This is a genomic window from Mesobacillus subterraneus, assembly GCF_000934845.1.
Classification (GTDB): Bacteria; Bacillota; Bacilli; order Bacillales; family Cytobacillaceae; genus Mesobacillus; species Mesobacillus stamsii.
Map to the genome: position 1 here is coordinate 33669 of NZ_JXIQ01000019.1, position 16237 is coordinate 49905.

General features: G+C 41.7%; 20 protein-coding genes. 12 read left to right on the forward strand and 8 right to left on the reverse strand.

Annotated elements, in window-relative coordinates; genetic code table 11:
- Window positions 1-4: 4 nt before the first annotated feature.
- The 3 genes from UB32_RS03200 to coaW all read left to right on the forward strand — a co-directional run bounded on the left by UB32_RS03200 (window position 5) and on the right by coaW (window position 3502).
- Complete coding sequence (locus tag UB32_RS03200; protein WP_044391154.1) at window positions 5-775, forward strand: 2-phosphosulfolactate phosphatase; 771 nt, start codon at window positions 5-7, stop codon at window positions 773-775.
- An 81-nt stretch (window positions 776-856) separates the two neighbouring features.
- On the forward strand, window positions 857-2569 hold the full coding sequence (locus UB32_RS03205; protein WP_044391156.1) for a long-chain fatty acid--CoA ligase: 1713 nt from the start codon (window positions 857-859) through the stop codon (window positions 2567-2569).
- 129 nt (window positions 2570-2698) lie between these two features.
- Window positions 2699-3502, forward strand: a complete 804-nt coding sequence (gene coaW / locus UB32_RS03210; protein ID WP_044391157.1) for a type II pantothenate kinase — start codon at window positions 2699-2701, stop codon at window positions 3500-3502.
- 677 nt (window positions 3503-4179) lie between these two features.
- Here the strand turns inward: coaW and UB32_RS03220 are convergent.
- From UB32_RS03220 to UB32_RS20145, 5 genes are all read right to left on the reverse strand, one after another.
- Entirely contained in the window at window positions 4180-5202 is a 1023-nt protein-coding gene (locus UB32_RS03220; RefSeq protein ID WP_044391160.1) for an LLM class flavin-dependent oxidoreductase, read from the reverse strand.
- A 146-nt stretch (window positions 5203-5348) separates the two neighbouring features.
- Entirely contained in the window at window positions 5349-6668 is a 1320-nt protein-coding gene (locus UB32_RS03225; protein ID WP_084221701.1) for an ammonium transporter, read from the reverse strand.
- Between the two features lie 138 nt (window positions 6669-6806).
- Window positions 6807-7130: a MerR family transcriptional regulator gene (locus UB32_RS03230; protein ID WP_044391250.1), complete on the reverse strand. Its 324-nt coding sequence runs from the start codon at window positions 7128-7130 to the stop codon at window positions 6807-6809.
- 78 nt (window positions 7131-7208) lie between these two features.
- Window positions 7209-7355, reverse strand: coding sequence for a Fur-regulated basic protein FbpA (fbpA, locus tag UB32_RS19255; RefSeq protein WP_084221702.1), 147 nt, complete (start codon window positions 7353-7355; stop codon window positions 7209-7211).
- A gap of 12 nt (window positions 7356-7367) precedes the next feature.
- Window positions 7368-7511, reverse strand: coding sequence for a hypothetical protein (locus UB32_RS20145; protein WP_198528149.1), 144 nt, complete (start codon window positions 7509-7511; stop codon window positions 7368-7370).
- A 164-nt stretch (window positions 7512-7675) separates the two neighbouring features.
- On the opposite strand from UB32_RS20145, the gene UB32_RS03235 reads away from it, so the two are divergent.
- The 7 genes from UB32_RS03235 (at window position 7676) to UB32_RS03265 (ending at window position 13708) form a co-directional block, all read left to right on the forward strand.
- Window positions 7676-8542 carry a dimethylarginine dimethylaminohydrolase family protein gene (locus tag UB32_RS03235; protein ID WP_044391162.1) on the forward strand — a complete coding sequence of 289 codons (867 nt, stop codon included), beginning with the start codon at window positions 7676-7678 and terminating at the stop codon, window positions 8540-8542.
- Between the two features lie 216 nt (window positions 8543-8758).
- Window positions 8759-10219, forward strand: coding sequence for an alanine/glycine:cation symporter family protein (locus UB32_RS03240; protein WP_044391164.1), 1461 nt, complete (start codon window positions 8759-8761; stop codon window positions 10217-10219).
- Window positions 10220-10339: 120 nt separating this feature from the next.
- A complete protein-coding gene (locus UB32_RS03245) occupies window positions 10340-11254 on the forward strand; it encodes a CBASS cGAMP-activated phospholipase (RefSeq protein WP_044391166.1) in 915 nt (304 codons plus the stop codon).
- A 46-nt stretch (window positions 11255-11300) separates the two neighbouring features.
- The gene (locus UB32_RS03250) at window positions 11301-11570 is read left to right on the forward strand and encodes a DUF1292 domain-containing protein (RefSeq protein WP_044391168.1); all 270 of its coding nucleotides are present in this window, start codon (window positions 11301-11303) and stop codon (window positions 11568-11570) included.
- Window positions 11571-11698: 128 nt separating this feature from the next.
- On the forward strand, window positions 11699-11968 hold the full coding sequence (locus UB32_RS03255) for a hypothetical protein (protein ID WP_044391169.1): 270 nt from the start codon (window positions 11699-11701) through the stop codon (window positions 11966-11968).
- Between the two features lie 89 nt (window positions 11969-12057).
- Window positions 12058-12849 (forward strand): alpha/beta fold hydrolase, encoded by a 792-nt coding sequence (locus tag UB32_RS03260; RefSeq protein WP_044391171.1) that lies wholly within the window; start codon window positions 12058-12060, stop codon window positions 12847-12849.
- Window positions 12850-12991: 142 nt separating this feature from the next.
- On the forward strand, window positions 12992-13708 hold the full coding sequence (locus UB32_RS03265; protein ID WP_044391173.1) for a YebC/PmpR family DNA-binding transcriptional regulator: 717 nt from the start codon (window positions 12992-12994) through the stop codon (window positions 13706-13708).
- Window positions 13709-13769: 61 nt separating this feature from the next.
- On the opposite strand, the gene UB32_RS03270 is transcribed toward UB32_RS03265, so the two are convergent.
- Genes UB32_RS03270 through UB32_RS03280 form a run of 3 tightly spaced genes read right to left on the reverse strand, consistent with a single transcriptional unit; the run spans window position 13770 to window position 15511 of the window.
- Entirely contained in the window at window positions 13770-14906 is a 1137-nt protein-coding gene (locus UB32_RS03270) for a zinc-dependent alcohol dehydrogenase (protein WP_044391174.1), read from the reverse strand.
- A gap of 15 nt (window positions 14907-14921) precedes the next feature.
- Window positions 14922-15284, reverse strand: coding sequence for a spore coat protein (locus UB32_RS03275; RefSeq protein WP_044391175.1), 363 nt, complete (start codon window positions 15282-15284; stop codon window positions 14922-14924).
- A complete protein-coding gene (locus tag UB32_RS03280; protein ID WP_044391177.1) occupies window positions 15284-15511 on the reverse strand; it encodes a hypothetical protein in 228 nt (75 codons plus the stop codon). The genes UB32_RS03275 and UB32_RS03280 overlap by 1 nt, the downstream gene beginning before the upstream one ends.
- Window positions 15512-15646: 135 nt before the next feature.
- On the opposite strand from UB32_RS03280, the gene UB32_RS03285 reads away from it, so the two are divergent.
- Window positions 15647-15853, forward strand: coding sequence for a hypothetical protein (locus UB32_RS03285; RefSeq protein ID WP_044391251.1), 207 nt, complete (start codon window positions 15647-15649; stop codon window positions 15851-15853).
- A complete protein-coding gene (locus tag UB32_RS03290; RefSeq protein WP_044391179.1) occupies window positions 15850-16143 on the forward strand; it encodes a spore coat protein in 294 nt (97 codons plus the stop codon). Before UB32_RS03285 ends, UB32_RS03290 begins: the two co-directional genes overlap by 4 nt.
- Window positions 16144-16237: the final 94 nt, after the last annotated feature.

Sequence of the window (16237 nt, forward strand, 5' to 3'; positions counted from 1 at the left end):
CAGAATGAAAATTCACCTTTTGCTAAAAAAAGAAGAGATTGACAAGCAAAAAATGGCCGACAATAAAATCGCTGTAGTTTTTGATGTGCTTCTGGCAACTTCCACGATCACGTCAGCCCTTGAATTCGGTGCCAAAGAGGTGATTCCGGTCAATGATAGAAAGGAAGCGGAAAAGGAAGCAGCAGGGAGGGAGAAAGATTGTTTCGTACTCGTCGGCGAGTATCAGGGGAAAACAATCGATGGGTTTCTGTCACCAAATCCGCTGGAATTGAGAGAAAAAATCGAGGGGAAGTCCGTCATCCTGTCGACAACCAATGGAACCGTCGCGCTTAAAAATTCGGCCGATGCCCAAAGAGTTTATGCGGCGTCCTTAATGAATTGCCGGGCAGTAGCCAATCATATTTTAAAAGATTACCAGGGAGAAACGATCGTGGTTGTCTGTTCAGGCTCCTCGAATGAGTTTAATGTCGAGGATTTCCATGGGGCGGGATGCTTCATTGACTGCCTAATTAAGGAATATGACAAGGAGTATTTCCTGACGGATTCTGCTTATGCTGCGCAAAGTTTCTACCATAGGCACAATCTAAACAGTAATGATATTTTAAAAGATACCAGAGTTGGACGGATGCTAAGTAAACATGGCTTTGACGAGGAAATTGAATTTGTCTCACGGCAAAATATTTTTACCACGGTTCCTATGCTGATGGACAAAAAGAGGATAATAGACGTTTTGAATGACAACGTTTACAAAAAGGAAGGAAAAGTATGTCATTGAAAACAGAAGGAAGGTATTGCTTCCTTTAAAAAGAATTGCTCTTAAGCCGGTTGAATAATAATCTATGAAGGGGACTATATGATGCCAAACCTACACTTTGATCACTGGCCAAGAACCTCTAAATCTCTTATATTGCCGGAAACATCCCTCTATGAGAATCTGAAAGTCAGTGCGGAAAGATATCCGGACCAAATTGCAATCTATTACTATGGAAATGCCATTACTTACAGAGAGCTGAACGAAGATGTAAATTCACTTGCTGGATTCCTCCAGCAGAAACTTGGAGTTAAAAAGGATGACAGAGTTTTGTTATTCATGCAAAATTCTCCCCAGTTCGTCATTGGATTCTATGCAATTTCTCGAGCTGATGCAGTCGTAGTGCCAATCAACCCTATGCTGACTGCAGATGAATTGAGTTTTTACATCAATGATTGTGAGATTACTTCGGCGTTGGTTGGGCAGGAGCTTTATGCAAAGGTTGAGCCGCTGATCGGTTCAACTCCATTACAGAATGTTGTGGTTGCTGCCTACTCTGATTACAAAGGAGAGAATTTTGACGGTGTCGTACCTCCGGAGGCAGAGGCTGCCAGGGAAGTTCATGAACAACCAGGGCACTTCCATTGGATTGAAGCTATTGCAGCCCAATATGAGCCAGATGCCCATACGACAAAGGCAGATGACATTGTCGTGCTTCCCTATACATCCGGAACAACCGGACTTCCAAAAGGCTGCATGCATACGAATCGGACCGTCCAGGCGAATACCATCGGAGCCTATCATTGGTCCAGCTCGACAACGAGTACCGTTCACTTGACTACATTGCCATTATTCCATGTGACCGGCATGGTACACAGCATGCATATGCCGATTTTTTCCGGAAGTACGATGATCCTAGTGACAAGATGGAACCGGGAGACAGCGGTGGAACTAATAAAATCTCAAGAGTGCACACACTGGGTTGCGATTGCTACGATGATTGTCGATTTCCTGGCGAATCCAAAACTTGATCCAAGGGATATTGCCACACTAACATCGATTTCCGGCGGGGGCGCAGCCCTTCCAGAGGCAGTGGGGGAAAAGCTTTTTAAATTGACCGGGCAGCGATTTGTAGAAGGGTACGGACTTTCCGAAACAATATCCCAGACCCATTTCAATCCACCAGATCGGCCTAAAATGCAGTGCCTTGGCATTCCATCCTTTGATGTTGATGCAAGGATTATTGAACCATCCACCGGGAACGAGCTTGATCCCGGTGAGGCAGGAGAAATTATCGTAAATGGGCCGCAGGTAATGGTGGGATATTACAACAGGGAGGAGGAGAACAGAAGTTCCTTCATTGAAATAGATGGCAAAAAGTTTTTCCGGACGGGCGATATTGGCCGTTATGATGAAGAAGGCTACTATTTCATGGTTGACCGTGTTAAAAGGATGATCAATGCTTCTGGCTATAAAGTTTGGCCTACAGAGGTTGAATCTTATCTTTACAAACATCCGGCAATCCAGCAGGCGGTTGTAGTCGGAATACCTGACCCAAGAAGAGGCGAATCGGTAAAAGCATTTATCATTTTAAATAATGGGTATGAAGGAAAATTAAGCGAAGAAGAAATCATCGATTGGTCCAAACAGCATATGGCAGCTTATAAGTACCCTCGCGAGGTAGAATTCAGGACGCAATTCCCGATGACCAGCAGCGGCAAGATTCTGTGGAGGAAGCTTCAGGAGGAAGAAAGGGAAAAGGCTGAAAATCAAGTGAGAGAAAAGACTCCGTCAGAATATTCAAATGCTGATAATTAATCCGTGATAAATAATTCTAGCTGCGGCAGTTAAGATGAACTGCCGTTTTTCGTTGAAATCATATGCATCCAGGTCATACAATAAGAAATAAGCTGTCGCCCAGCATGGTACCTGAAAGGAGTGGTTGACATGAATAATAGAATTGGAGTGGACGCGGGAGGATCTTTAATTAAAATTGTCTATGAGGAAAATGGGAGAATGCATTTTCGAAAGCAGCCTAATTCAGAACTGGATGATGCCTTGCAGTGGCTGAAAATCACCGCACCAAATAAACCAATCTATCTGACAGGTGGAAAGGCAGGAACGATACAAGCCAATTATTTTCCGGAGGCAAAGGGGGTAGATGAATTTTCTGCTGTATGCGAAGGCAGCCAGTATTTGAAAATGAGGGAAGCGATGACTGCCGGTGAACCTTACATACTGGTCAACATCGGGACAGGCACTTCCTGGTTTACAATGAAAGGGGAACAGTATGAACGCGTTCTCGGAAGTGGAATTGGTGGAGGTACTTTTATGGGACTGGGGAAAATTTTATCTGAAGTGGATAGCTTTTCTGAACTGGTAAGTTTAGCTGCTAAGGGGGACAAGGGGAATGTTGACCTGCTCGTGAAGGATATTTATTATCCGGAAAACCCGCCAATCCATGGTGATTTAACAGCGAGCAATTTCGCGAAGATACAAGAATTCCCTTCAAGCTCTTCAGCGGACAAAATGGCTTCGCTTAACAATATGATCGCAGAAACGATTACGCTTCTCACTGTTCAGGTTGCTAGTATTCACAATATACACCAGGCTGTCTTTATCGGGAGTACACTTGCAGGAAATAACCCCCTCCGCGAAAGTCTCAATACTTATTGTAAAATGTCTGGAATTGATCCGGTTTTTTTGAAAAATGGTGAGTTTAGCGGGGCGATTGGGGCAATGCTCAAATAATGAGAAAAACCGGGCAAACTGCGCCCGGTCCTTTTTTGGTTTGGCCGATAATCGATTTCCACTCCAGACACTCGCTTTCCGTGGGGCGCCAGGTGAGCATTTCGTCGCTTTGCTCCTGCGGGTCTCACCTTGGCTGCAATCCCTTTTTTAATGGAAAAACCAAGCTTTCCTCTTTAAACCGGTTTGAAAATACTAAGCGAGTTTTCGATTTATATAGCGAATTGGAAATCACAACTCCCAAAATTTTATATGTTTCGTGTTTTTTACTAAAACTCCTGCCATAAGGGCATCTTTCATGCAGAAAGATACCCTTATGCAAGCATTTCCTCCTCTATAAGGGCATCTCTCAAGCAGAAAGATACCTTTATGCAAGCATTTCCTCCTCTATAAGGGCATCTTTCAAGCGGAATACCCTATGCGAGCATTTCCACAGTTAATTCTCTTATTATTATAATTTTGGTTATTTGGATCATCGAAATAAGTAAAACTATTTCCATTTTTTTCAATACACCTTTAACTTCATTGGGCAGGCCCTAAGTGTCTCGAGGAGTATGATCCGCAGCTAGAAAAGAGACTCAAGGAGCTAGGCGTTGAAGTAAACCTCAACTAAAGAAGTTTATAATTTCCTAAATTCAACAAAAGAGGGGAAGCCACTGGCTCCTCCTCTTTTATGGAATTTACCTATTTTCTTTAAAAATGTCAGAGACGATTTCAAATGATTTCAGTCTGGCTTTATGGTCAAAAATTTGTGCATTGATGATCATTTCATCCGCCTGAGTATCATTAAGAAACTCCTGTAGCTTTGCTTTAATGGTCTGCGGTCCGCCAACAATCGAGGAACCGATTCGGCTATCTAGCAGCATCTTTTCATATTCGCTGATCTGACTATCAAAATCTTTTACAGGTGGCAGCAGGGGACTTGGATTATTTCTAAAAAGATTTAGGAATTGCTGTTGCATGGATGTCGCCAGAAATTCTGCTTCCTGATCCGACTCGGCCGCAATCACGTTTACGCCAACCATAGTATATGGCTGGTCTAATACATCAGAAGGCTGGAAGTTTTTCCGATATAGTTTTAGCGCACCCAAAGTATTTTCCGGAGAGAAATGACTGGCGAATGAAAAAGGCAAGCCGAGTTGTCCTGCAAGCTGTGCACTATAGCCGCTTGATCCCAAAAGCCAGATTGGGATGTTTAATCCTTCCCCGGGAATAGCGTGCACACTTCGAAGTTGTGAATCAAGTTCCGGATTAAAGTATGCGCGAAGTTCATCCAATTGCTCTGGAAAGTCTTGGCCATCACTGCGCCGTTCTCGCCTTAAAGCATAGGCTGTCATCTGGTCTGTGCCAGGAGCACGGCCGAGCCCAAGATCGATCCGGCCCTGGAAAAGAGATTCTAAAGTCCCGAATTGTTCCGCGATCACAAGTGGAGCATGATTTGGCAGCATGATCCCACCTGATCCTACTCGGATTGTGGATGTACCGGCTGCAACATGTCCGATGACTACCGAAGTTGCAGAACTAGCAATCCCAGGCATATTATGATGTTCTGCCAGCCAGTAGCGATGATATCCCCATTGTTCCACATGCCTAGCTAGGTCAAGCGTGTTGTTCAGTGCATCTGAAGCGGTGCCGCCTTTAATGATTGGGGCAAGATCAAGCACTGAAAATTTGATATCGGTTAAACGTTTGCCGTCTGCCATAATTGCATCTTCCTTTATTGAATGATATTAACAGCTAGGAAGAGCTTTTATCTATTCCTAGCGTCTATACCATTCAATAGTACCAATAATCTTTCGATAATCAAAATAAAATGGTTTTTCGCTCGATTTGACAGATGGCTTTTCCGTTAATTAATGGAAGGTCGCTGCGTGACAAGGGAGGGATTCTCAACCTTTGTCTCTCTTTTTGACTCTCTAATGGTTGCTTCAATATTGACAAATTCCGGATATCCATAAATACCATGTTCACTGATGTCCAGTCCAATGTTTTCTTCATCTTCTGTAACTCTCAAGCCATTCATCACCATTTTCATTCCTAACAAAATGAGGTAGGAAACAACAAAAGCAAAAGCACCGGAAGCTAAAACTCCCATAGCCTGTACCCCGAGCTGGTCGAAACCTCCGCCATAAAATAATCCTGGTTTTCCGACAGTTGCCAATTCTGGAGTTGCGAAGAATCCAGTTGATAAAGTACCCCAAACTCCTGCTGCCCCATGAACGGATAATGCAAATATAGGGTCATCAATCTGTTTGCTTTCAAAAAACCTAATGCTATAGAAGACGAGAATTCCGGAAACCAATCCAATTACAACTGCTGCCCATGTATCAACAAAGCCACTGGAAGCAGTGATGCCGACAAGACCGGCCAGTGTTCCGTTCAACATCATTGGGATATCGGCCTTTCCCATGACAATCCATGAAACAGCAAGTGCAGCAATGGTACCAGCCGCAGCTGCAAGATTCGTGTTCAGGGCGACAAATCCAAAAAATGCTCCATCTACTGATAGCGTGCTGCCTGCATTGAATCCAAACCAACCCACCCAGAGGAAGAGTACACTCAACGCGGTGAATACGAGGTTATGACCGTCAATTTTATTGGCCGAGCCATCTTTATTATATTTGCCTAAACGAGGTTTCAATAGAAGTGTTGCTGCCAAGGCACCCATTGCGCCTGTAAGGTGAACGACTGTCGAACCAGCAAAATCCTGTTTCCCATGTTCTGCAAGCCAGCCGCCGCCCCAAATCCAGTGAGCAATAAACGGATAAACCAATATGGAGAAGAAAACTGCGAAAACAACATAAACAGATAATTTTGCTCTTTCAGCGAATCCGCCAAAAGCTATTGTAATCGAAATTCCCGCGAAAGCCAGTTGAAAAAGGAAGAACACGGATCCTGAAAGGCTAAGCCCTTCCACTTCATAGCCTGAATAAAAGAAATCCGAAAATCCTAAAATCGAATTGCCTTCCCCGAATATCAGACCATATCCTACAGCCCAGAAAACAATGGAGGAAATACCAAATGTCAAAATCGTTTTGCCGGCGATATGGCCAGCATTTTTCATTCTGGTAGAACCTGTTTCAAGTAAAATGAAGCCCCCAATCATCAAAATTACTAATACTGTTGAAACCATTACCCATAAGCTATTTAATAAAAAAGCTGTATCCAATTTTGCTCAACTCCCTCTTTAGTTTGTATGTTATATGTATTTTGTCATCTAATTCATAAGAAAACCACTACCGTGTAAGGAAATCTAACATCAAATTTAAGTCAAACAAAAAAACCCTCTAGGAAGAAGGTTTCAAGATCATTTTTTTCGTATACCGAATCGGGCATTTAGTTGTCCTTGGATCATTTTTTTATGTTCTTCTGCTTCATTTATTTTCTGTTGCTTCACCATTTCCTGCCTGATTTCATACGTCTGGACACCATCTTCAATCTTATTGGCGATCTCAACTAGTAGTTCAACATCCGCAAACGAATATTTTCTGCTCCCGCCTGGTGTTCGATCAGGAAAAACCAGTTTTCTTTCTTCGTAATATCGTATTTGCCGTTCTGAAAGACCTGTTAATTCACTAACTATCCCGATTGTAATCACTTTTTTATCTTTATAGGAGGAATCAGCAGCCAGAAGGATCACCACGCTTCTTTCTTTTTATGTTACATTTTCTCACATAACATCATGTTTTGTAAAGAAAAACTGGAGGAGCTACCGTCCATTTGTTAAATTTTTTAGTTCAGTCACGGTTAGTTTTCTTAATTCGTTTTCACTTTTTTTCGTTAGCCCTGTTTTCACCAAATGTTTAATATAATGTTCCTTTAATTGTTCAACAGCAGTCCTTAAATGGAATGACATAAAATAGCCCCCTTAAAGATCGTCATTTTGAATTTTGCGCAAAATTTCCATTGCTTGCATTCCTTCTTTTTTCAGAAGTTGCTCAAACAATTGATCCCGAAATAGGTCAAGCATCACAATCAATTTCGCCAAATCCAATTCCTTCTGTCTGACCATAGAAATCTCCCCATTCCATTTGTAAATAGATGTAATTTGTTTCATCTTAACGGATACCAATTGGGTAATCAGTAAGTTAGGAAGGATTTCTGACAGGAATTTTAACAGTTGAGTAATCATTTGTGTGCAAATCGGAAAAACTATCATGACGAGGAGGAATAATAATGAACCAGAACATACCATCGAAAAATCGAGGGTATATCATAAATGAATATGATGCACTTAAGAAAGTCATTCTTTGCCAGCCACAATATATGACCATCCGGGATGTCATAAATGAAACTCAAAAACATTTTAAGGATGAGGGAATTCATATCGAGCTTGCCTTGGAGCAACATCAAAAATTTGTGAATACATTAAAAGATTACGGTATTGAAGTCATTCTGCTTCCGTACCATAAAAAGTTTCCAGAGCAAGTCTTCACTAGGGATGTTGGCTTCACCCTCGGCGAAACCATTTTTGTTGCAGAAATGGCAAATGACGTCCGAAAAGGCGAGGAGGATGTATTGAAACAGTGGTTAGAGGATGAAGAGATCTCCTATTACAATCTTCTAGGTGATAAGATTGAGGGCGGCGATGTAATCATTGATCAGGACACCGTATATGTAGGCATGAGCAATAGGACCAACAAGCAGGCAGCCGACCATCTGCAGGGATTGCTACCGAATGTGGACGTTAGGGTCATTCCCTTTAAAGAAGAATACCTTCATCTTGATTGTGTTTTCAATGTTGTCTCCCCTACTGTTGCTTTAATTTACCGGCCTGCTTTGACAGATTCAGACATTCAATTGTTTAGCTCCCGTTATGATCTGATTGATGTTAGCGAAGCAGAACAATTTACTCTTGGTACCAATGTCCTGAGTATCGGAAACAAACAGATTATCAGTCTGCCTGTAAACAAAGAAGTGAATGAACAGCTCAGAAGGAAAGGCTTTAAAGTAATCGAAGTTGATATTTCGGAGATTATTAAATCCGGAGGCTCCTTTCGCTGCTGTTCATTGCCGATTTTGCGCGAGAGGAATATAAAATAGTTTCTTCTATCCCTCAAGTTGTCTGTAAGAAAATCATTGGAAGCAGGTGACCACCGTCATTTGCTTTTGTTTTTTTCTGCTAAAATTGTTGGCGAAATCTTTAGTTATAACAGATTAATAAATAATTTGCTGTTAAATATCAGGTTTTGATTGTCCTTTGAGTTTTATTATCTTATAATTCAAAATAGAAAAAAATAAAATTTGAGGAGGATTCATTTGGAAGCTTTCGTTTCTTGGCTCAATGGGATTTTGTGGAGCAACCCGGTCATTTATATTATTCTAGGCATCGGCCTGGTATTCTCCATCCTGACACGTTTTTTACAAGTAAGACTCATAAAGGACATGATTATGCTCATGTTCCAGGGGAGAAGTTCCGATGCGGGCGTTTCATCTTTTCAGGCCTTATCTATCGCTTTATCTGGCCGTGTAGGAACTGGTAATATCGCTGGTACTGCCACTGCGATTGCGATGGGTGGACCTGGTGCGGTTTTCTGGATGTGGGCAATCGCGTTCATTGGGGCGAGCAGCGCTTTTGTTGAATCAACATTAGCCCAGATTTACAAGGTTAAGCAAGATGGTCTTTATCGCGGCGGTCCTGCTTATTACATTGAGAAAGGTCTTGGCATCAGATGGTTTGCGATTGCTTTTTCTATAGCGGCATTGCTGGCAATGGCCCTTTTAATGCCGGGGATTCAGTCAAACTCGATTGCGCTTGGCCTTGAGAATGCTTTTGGTGTCAACAAATCAGTATCTGGTTTGGTTATAATCGTTCTTTTAGGATTCGTCATTTTTGGAGGCGTAAAAAGGATTGCAACAGTTGCCCAGTATACGGTCCCATTCATGGCAATCGGATATATCCTTGTTGCTCTTATCATTATTGGAATGAATATTACTGAAGTTCCCGCGGTTTTCGCTTTGATTTTCAAAAGTGCTTTCGGTGCTGACTCTATGTTTGGCGGTATCGTGGGAAGTGCGGTTTCTTGGGGGGTAAAACGAGGTATTTATTCCAATGAAGCTGGACAGGGTACAGGACCTCACGCAGCTGCTGCTGCAGAAGTATCCCACCCAGCTAAACAGGGCCTTGTCCAGGCATTTTCTGTTTATATCGATACTTTATTCGTTTGTTCTGCTACGGCATTCATGATCCTGTTCACCGGTATGTTTAATACAGTTGGGGCTGATGGCGCGTTCATCGTCGAAAACTTGAAAGGTGTAGAGGCTGGTCCAGGGTATACACAAGCTGCTGTTGATGCGGTACTTCCTGGTTTCGGAGCAGAATTTGTTGCAGTAGCACTATTCTTTTTCGCTTTCACAACCATCATGGCCTATTATTATATGGCCGAGACAAATATTGCTTATCTTCTCAGAGGAAGAAATGGTAAGATACCGATGTTTGTCCTGAAAGTTGTCATCCTAGGAGCAACTTTCTACGGTGCTGTGAAAGAAGCATCACTTGCATGGGCGCTGGGAGATGCTGGTCTCGGATTGATGGTATGGCTGAATCTGATTGCCATTGTCCTGCTCGCTAAGCCGGCACTGATTGCTTTGAAGGACTATGAGGAACAGAAAAAGCAAGGGCTAGATCCGGTGTTCAATTCCAAAAAGCTCGGCATTAAGAATGCTGAGTATTGGGAAGACGAATATTCTTTCAACCATGAAAAAGAAAAAGTGTCATAAGAGTGATTTTTGTGAAGAGCTACCTGATCAAAGGCAGCTCTTCTTTCTGTTTTCGTTTCATCATATTGTTTTAGTGGAATGGGAAGGATGATAGTATCAAAGACGTAGCGGGGGAATTTCATGAAGTTGTTATGTATTGACGGTGGCGGTATTAGAGGTGTTTTCCCGATCGCCATCCTGAAGGCGATCGAAGAAGAATTCGGCAAGCCTGTAGGCAGTCTGTTCGATGTGATCTCAGGAACTAGTACAGGATCCATCATTGCCGCTTCCGTTGCTTTGAATAGATCGATGGGGGAATTGATGGATAGGTACGAATTTTATGGAGAAAAGATTTTTGTCAAAAAATCAAAGATTGGTTTTTTTACAAGTGTATACAGTGACCGTTATTTGAGGAGGCTGCTGAAGCAAGCTTTCCAAGATCTTACCCTTGGCGAAATAAAAAAACCTCTTTTAATTCCTGCAGTTGATATTACTCATGGAAAACCGTATGTCCACCGCTCAGACTTTGGTTATTCATCGGAAAAAGAACTTTCAGTTAAATTATGGGATGCTGTCCTTTCCTCCTGTTCGGCGCCGATTTATTTTCCTCCAAACAATGTTAATAATCAGTTTTTATCGATTGATGGGGGATTGTGGGCCAATAACCCATCATTGGTTTGTTTGACTGAGGCATTGCATCACTTTAAAATGGAGCTAGAGGAAATACAGATTCTCTCCATCGGGACAGGCCAGCAGAACATCGCTTTTAAAATGGAGGAGAATAAATACTGGGGAATTCGTCAGTGGCTGCCATTCCGTTTTCCATCATTGAAAATAACCCCTAAGCTATTGGATCTGGCGATGGACTTATCATCTGAATCCGTCTCTTATCATTGCAGGCTTTTGCTGAGTGATCGTTATCTTCGCTTGAATACTGAATTATTAGAGGAAGTTCCTTTTGACGATTTTACTTACACTGCAAAATTAAAAGAAATGGGAAAACAGGTTTTTGAAAGGAACAAAGGAAAAATCACAGCATTTCTTTCTGAGAGTTAGCTCGCACCATTTATAGGGAATACTATTTACATGAGGAGGAACAACTATGGAAAAAATGGAAGTTGGAGAAGTATTTACAATTAGCGACGAAAGCGAGATCGAGCAAGAGGTCGAGGTAATCGCAACATTGAACATAGACGGATCTGATTATGTTGCTGTCAGCTTTGTGGAAGACTTGAAAATAAGCACGGACGAAGAAATTGATATCTTTTTTCTCAAGCTTGACGAAGATGGAGATTTTGCTGCCATTGAATCTGATGAAGAATTCGAAAAGGTTTCTGTGGCTTTTGATGAAGGCATGATCGAAGAAGAATAGTGAGAAGAGGAGAGGATTGGAAATTCCATTCCTCTCTTTTTTGATTGCCATGATTAAAGGAAAATAGGTGGACTATAGCAGGAAATTATTCGCGAATGTCGAATTGATTTTTAAAGGAGTTGATGCAATTGGATAGCGTTATCCTCGTAACCTTTAAAATCAAGGGAATCCCGATTCCTATTAAAATAGCATCTACTACAGAACCAAGCAAAGACCAAATCCTCAAAAAAATTACTGACTTAGCCAATGGATATGACTTATCCGGTCAGATTCAATTCAAGAAGCTCCTAATAGAGCATGGACATAAGATGTATATTTATGAAATTGGAGATAAAAAATGCATTGTGCTGGTAGAAAGACTTGAAAAAATAAAAGAGTTTGAAGAAATGGGTTCATAGTAATGTTCTTTCAAGTATCACAGCATCAAAAAGAAAAGGGAATAAGCTGTCCTTTCATCTAAGTAGTATAAAAGATAGGAGTGAATGAAATGACTACACAAAAAATAAAAGCAGCAAACACAGAAATCAGTTTTTATGAGGAAGGAAATGGAAAACCGATTGTTCTTATTCATGGTTTTGCTGGCGGAAAAGAGTATTGGGACAAAGTACTTCCTGAATTAACCAAAGAGTACAGAGTAATCGCCATCGATCTTCCAGGACATGGCGAGTCAGGCATGGTAAACGACAGTTATAAAATAGAGGATTATGCATTTTTGGTAAAAGACTTTCTTGATCATTTAGGGATTGAGAAAGTGACTATGTTCGGTCATTCGCTTGGCGGATATATTACTTTAGCTTTTGCCGAGCTTTATCCACAGTACTTAAACGGATTTTCCCTGGTTCACTCCACGGCAAATGCTGACACGACTGATGCGAAAGAAGGCAGGGACACGAATTCAGAAAAAATACAGAAGCAAGGTACTGATTCATTTATCGAGGAACTTTCCAAAAAGCTCTTTTCGCCTGCTAACCTCGAGTTGAATATTGTCGAAATTTCCGAGATAGTCAAAATCGGCCTAAAGACTTCTGTGAAAGGACTTGTTAGTGCCCTGTCAGCAATGAAAAACAGGCCGGACCGAAATCATGTTCTGGAAGAGACTGAGCTTCCGGTGCTGTTGGTTGCTGGAGAACTCGATCAAATTGTTCCTCCCGAGAAAACATTTACGGTTGATAAACCAAATATCCAAAAATACCTTATTAAAAACAGCGGACATATGAGCATGTTTGAACAGCCCCAAGATCTAGTGAGGGCAATGAACGAATTCCTTAGCAAACTATAAATGCCCATCAGCCAGCCATTTAGATCAGGCTTCATTTTTTCTTATTTTAAGGTATAATATTATTTGTGAAATGCTGCATGGCTTTTATTCTATTATGGATGGCTTGCAGTTAACTGATATAACTGGAAAGAGAGTGGACTATATGGGGCGTAAATGGAACAACATCAAAGAAAAGAAAGCTTCCAAGGATGCGAACACTAGCAGGGTTTATTCTAAATTTGCACTAGAAATTTATGTTGCAGCCAGGCAGGGTGATCCAAATCCGGAATCAAACCAAGCTCTGAAATTTGTCCTTGAGAGAGCGAAAACATACAATGTACCGAGAGTCATTATTGATCGTGCTATCGAAAAAGCCAAGGGCGGGGGAGAAGAAAGCTATGATGAGCTTCGGTATGAAGGCTTTGGACCTAACGGCTCGATGATTATTGTAGATGCACTTACCAACAACGTAAACCGGACAGCTTCCAACGTACGCGCTGCTTTCGGGAAGAACGGAGGCAACATGGGAGTAGCCGGTTCCGTTTCTTATATGTTTGATAAAATAGCAGTAATTGGTTTTGAAGGAAAATCGGCCGAAGAAGCTTTGGAAATTTTGATGGAAGCAGATGTGGATGCACGTGATATCCTTGAGGAAGAGGATTCGGTAATTATTTACGGGGAGCCTGAACAATTCCACGCTATACAGGAAGCTTTCAGGAATTCCGGTATTACAGATTTTACAGTTGCCGAATTGACGATGCTTCCACAAAATGAAATTTCCCTCGAGCCCGACTCACTTGCCCAGTTTGAGAAGCTTGTAGATGCGCTGGAAGATTTAGAAGATGTCCAGCAGGTTTACCATAATGTTGATATGGAGTAAGATAAACAACCCATTCCGCTGATGGAATGGGTTGTTTTTGCATGGGAGACATTATTGTATACTACGGTTTAAGGACGACTTTGATGCAGCCATCTGTTCTTGTGTCGAAAATCTGATAGCCGTGTTTAGCCTGGTCGAGTGGGAGAACATGGGTAATGACGTCACTTAAGTCCATTTTTCGATTAGAAACAAGATCGTAAAGAAAAGACATATATGGGATTACTGGAGCCTGTCCCATTTTCAAATCTACATTTCGCTGGAACAGATCCCCCAAGGGAAAGGCGTTATATCTGCCTCCATATACACCTGTAATTTGGATCGTACCAGCCTTACGAACTGCTTGTGAAGCAATCACCAGGCCGCCCATCGCACCGCCTTGCAGCTTCATGCCTGTCGCCAAGTATTCTAATGGTGACATTTTTGCACTCATGCCGGTGCAATCAATGACGATGTCTGCACCGCCATTTGTGATTTCCTTAAGAAATTCACCGGTATTTTGATGTTCCTCTATATTCACTATTTCCACTTTATTGGTCTTTTTCGCATGTTCCAAACGATAGGTCAAATGATCAACAGCAATGACACGCTTTGCACCTTTGTACCACGCAAATTTTTGTGCCAGCAAGCCAACCGGGCCACAGCCTAATACCACTACCGTATCCCCCGGTTTTACCCCAGCATGATCGACACTCCACAATGCTGTCGCAGCTGCATCTGCCAGCAAGACAAGTTTTTCATCCTCGACTTCACAGTTCTCAGGTATTTTAAAAGGTGTGAAATTTCCATAAGGAACACGCATATATTCAGCTTGTCCGCCTGCATAACCGCCGGTAGTTTCTGAGTAGCCAAAAAATCCGCCCATTTCCCCATGTGGATTTGAATTATCACACTGTGATGTAATGTCATTTTTACAATACCAGCATTCTCCGCAGCTAACATTAAAAGGAATGATCACACGGTCACCCTTTTTTAGTTTTTCTACGCCAGGACCAACTTCTTCTACTACACCCATTGGCTCATGTCCAATAACATAGTCAGTAGGCAAGTTAGGGATCATCTGATGAAGCAAATGCAAATCGGAGCCGCAAATTGCCGAAGCAGTTACTTTTATGATAATGTCGTCCGAATTTTTAATTTGAGGATCTTTAACATTTTTGACTTCTACATTCTTGCTGCCTTGGTACGTAACGGCTTTCATATCATCTTACCCCCTTTATTTGTTTGGTGTCGCGAACATTCCAAGACGGTCCGTGTCCATTGGGAATAACTCCATTTTTCCAATACTGATTGCCATGTCAGCGGACTTCAAATCCAATTCCATTTGTTTTCCGACATCATGAGGGTAAAACCAGCCTTTTTCAATCATTAAATCCGAAATTTCGGCATGGAGATCAATGGCCTGTTCCATCTGTTTGTAAAAAATCTTACGCAGGTCCCCATTCGCTGTTTCGGTCAAAGCAATACCGTAAGTATGTATGCCATTTTTAATCCCTAGAAGAAAATCTAGCGCAAAGGATGCATCAGCCATCTCGGGCATGTGCTCAGCACCCTGTGGATCAAGATAATCCATTTCCATTATTGGTCCCCTTCTTTCATTAGTTTTGTCCTGGCTTCTTCATAATAGGTCTTCAATTCTTCTACAGCTGCAATCGATTGTTGCACTTCTTTTTCCATTAGAGCTTTTAAGTCATTATCAAAGCAAAGTCCTTGGATTAATTTTGATTTCAGGATACTAATCGTGTTAAAATTCAGTATTTCATGTGCTTCCATCGTTTCGTGGAATGCAAGCGTATCTTTTTCCATTAAGGTCACCTCCATAGAAAGAACATAGTTATTTTTCCAATAAAGCCATCACTTTATGCAGGAATGGAGAATAAGCTTTCATTTTAAAGGAAGCATAAGGAGAGACGTTTATTTTTGGGAGGAAAACCAATACCAATGACCAAATATCTAGGAATACATGAAACCCTTGAATTGCATGAGGTACTAATTTTTAAAACGGTCACATTGACCAAAGCCACCACAATGGGCTTACTTGTAAAAGACATGAGACTGAAAGAAATCCTGACAAATGAAGTAGCTGCATCAAGTACACACATTGAACGGATGAAGGAGCTGTACAGGAGGGAGGTAAATCAGGTATGACAATTTTGCATAACCTAGCTGGAATGGCTGGGATGACGGATCAAGTAATTGCGGCAGATTATTTGATTTCCATTAAATCAACAATCCGCAATCTATCTTTTGCCATCACAGAAACCGCCACTCCCGAGTTAAGAGATGCTTTTCGGGAACAATTAAGGTCCGCTGTAGCCAGCCATGAAAACATCACCAACTATCTGATTGAAACTGGATTTTATCATCCAAACGACCTCAGTGAACAAATCAGAGTGGATCTAGATAATGCAAATACTGCTTTGAAGCTTGCTGATTAAATTCAAGAAGTTAAGGCTGCCAATCCAAGGAAGCAGCCTTTTTGAGCGTCAACAATTGTTAATCTCCTTGATTTTTTACGGAGGAATTCAAAAA

Bases quoted from the DNA above. Each gene is read 5' to 3' on its own strand.
- UB32_RS03275 (WP_044391175.1), bottom strand. From the start codon at position 15,284: ATGGAAATGGATTATCTTGATCCACAGGGTGCTGAGCACATGCCCGAG.
- UB32_RS03200 (WP_044391154.1), top strand. From the start codon at position 5: ATGAAAATTCACCTTTTGCTAAAAAAAGAAGAGATTGACAAGCAAAAA.
- UB32_RS03205 (WP_044391156.1), top strand. From the start codon at position 857: ATGCCAAACCTACACTTTGATCACTGGCCAAGAACCTCTAAATCTCTT.
- UB32_RS03220 (WP_044391160.1), bottom strand. From the start codon at position 5,202: ATGGCAGACGGCAAACGTTTAACCGATATCAAATTTTCAGTGCTTGAT.
- fbpA (WP_084221702.1), bottom strand. From the start codon at position 7,355: ATGTCATTCCATTTAAGGACTGCTGTTGAACAATTAAAGGAACATTAT.
- UB32_RS03250 (WP_044391168.1), top strand. From the start codon at position 11,301: ATGGAAAAAATGGAAGTTGGAGAAGTATTTACAATTAGCGACGAAAGC.
- UB32_RS03260 (WP_044391171.1), top strand. From the start codon at position 12,058: ATGACTACACAAAAAATAAAAGCAGCAAACACAGAAATCAGTTTTTAT.
- coaW (WP_044391157.1), top strand. From the start codon at position 2,699: ATGAATAATAGAATTGGAGTGGACGCGGGAGGATCTTTAATTAAAATT.
- UB32_RS20145 (WP_198528149.1), bottom strand. From the start codon at position 7,511: ATGGTCAGACAGAAGGAATTGGATTTGGCGAAATTGATTGTGATGCTT.
- UB32_RS03235 (WP_044391162.1), top strand. From the start codon at position 7,676: ATGAACCAGAACATACCATCGAAAAATCGAGGGTATATCATAAATGAA.
- UB32_RS03290 (WP_044391179.1), top strand. From the start codon at position 15,850: ATGACAATTTTGCATAACCTAGCTGGAATGGCTGGGATGACGGATCAA.
- UB32_RS03245 (WP_044391166.1), top strand. From the start codon at position 10,340: ATGAAGTTGTTATGTATTGACGGTGGCGGTATTAGAGGTGTTTTCCCG.
- UB32_RS03270 (WP_044391174.1), bottom strand. From the start codon at position 14,906: ATGAAAGCCGTTACGTACCAAGGCAGCAAGAATGTAGAAGTCAAAAAT.
- UB32_RS03280 (WP_044391177.1), bottom strand. From the start codon at position 15,511: ATGGAAAAAGATACGCTTGCATTCCACGAAACGATGGAAGCACATGAA.
- UB32_RS03285 (WP_044391251.1), top strand. From the start codon at position 15,647: ATGACCAAATATCTAGGAATACATGAAACCCTTGAATTGCATGAGGTA.
- UB32_RS03265 (WP_044391173.1), top strand. From the start codon at position 12,992: ATGGGGCGTAAATGGAACAACATCAAAGAAAAGAAAGCTTCCAAGGAT.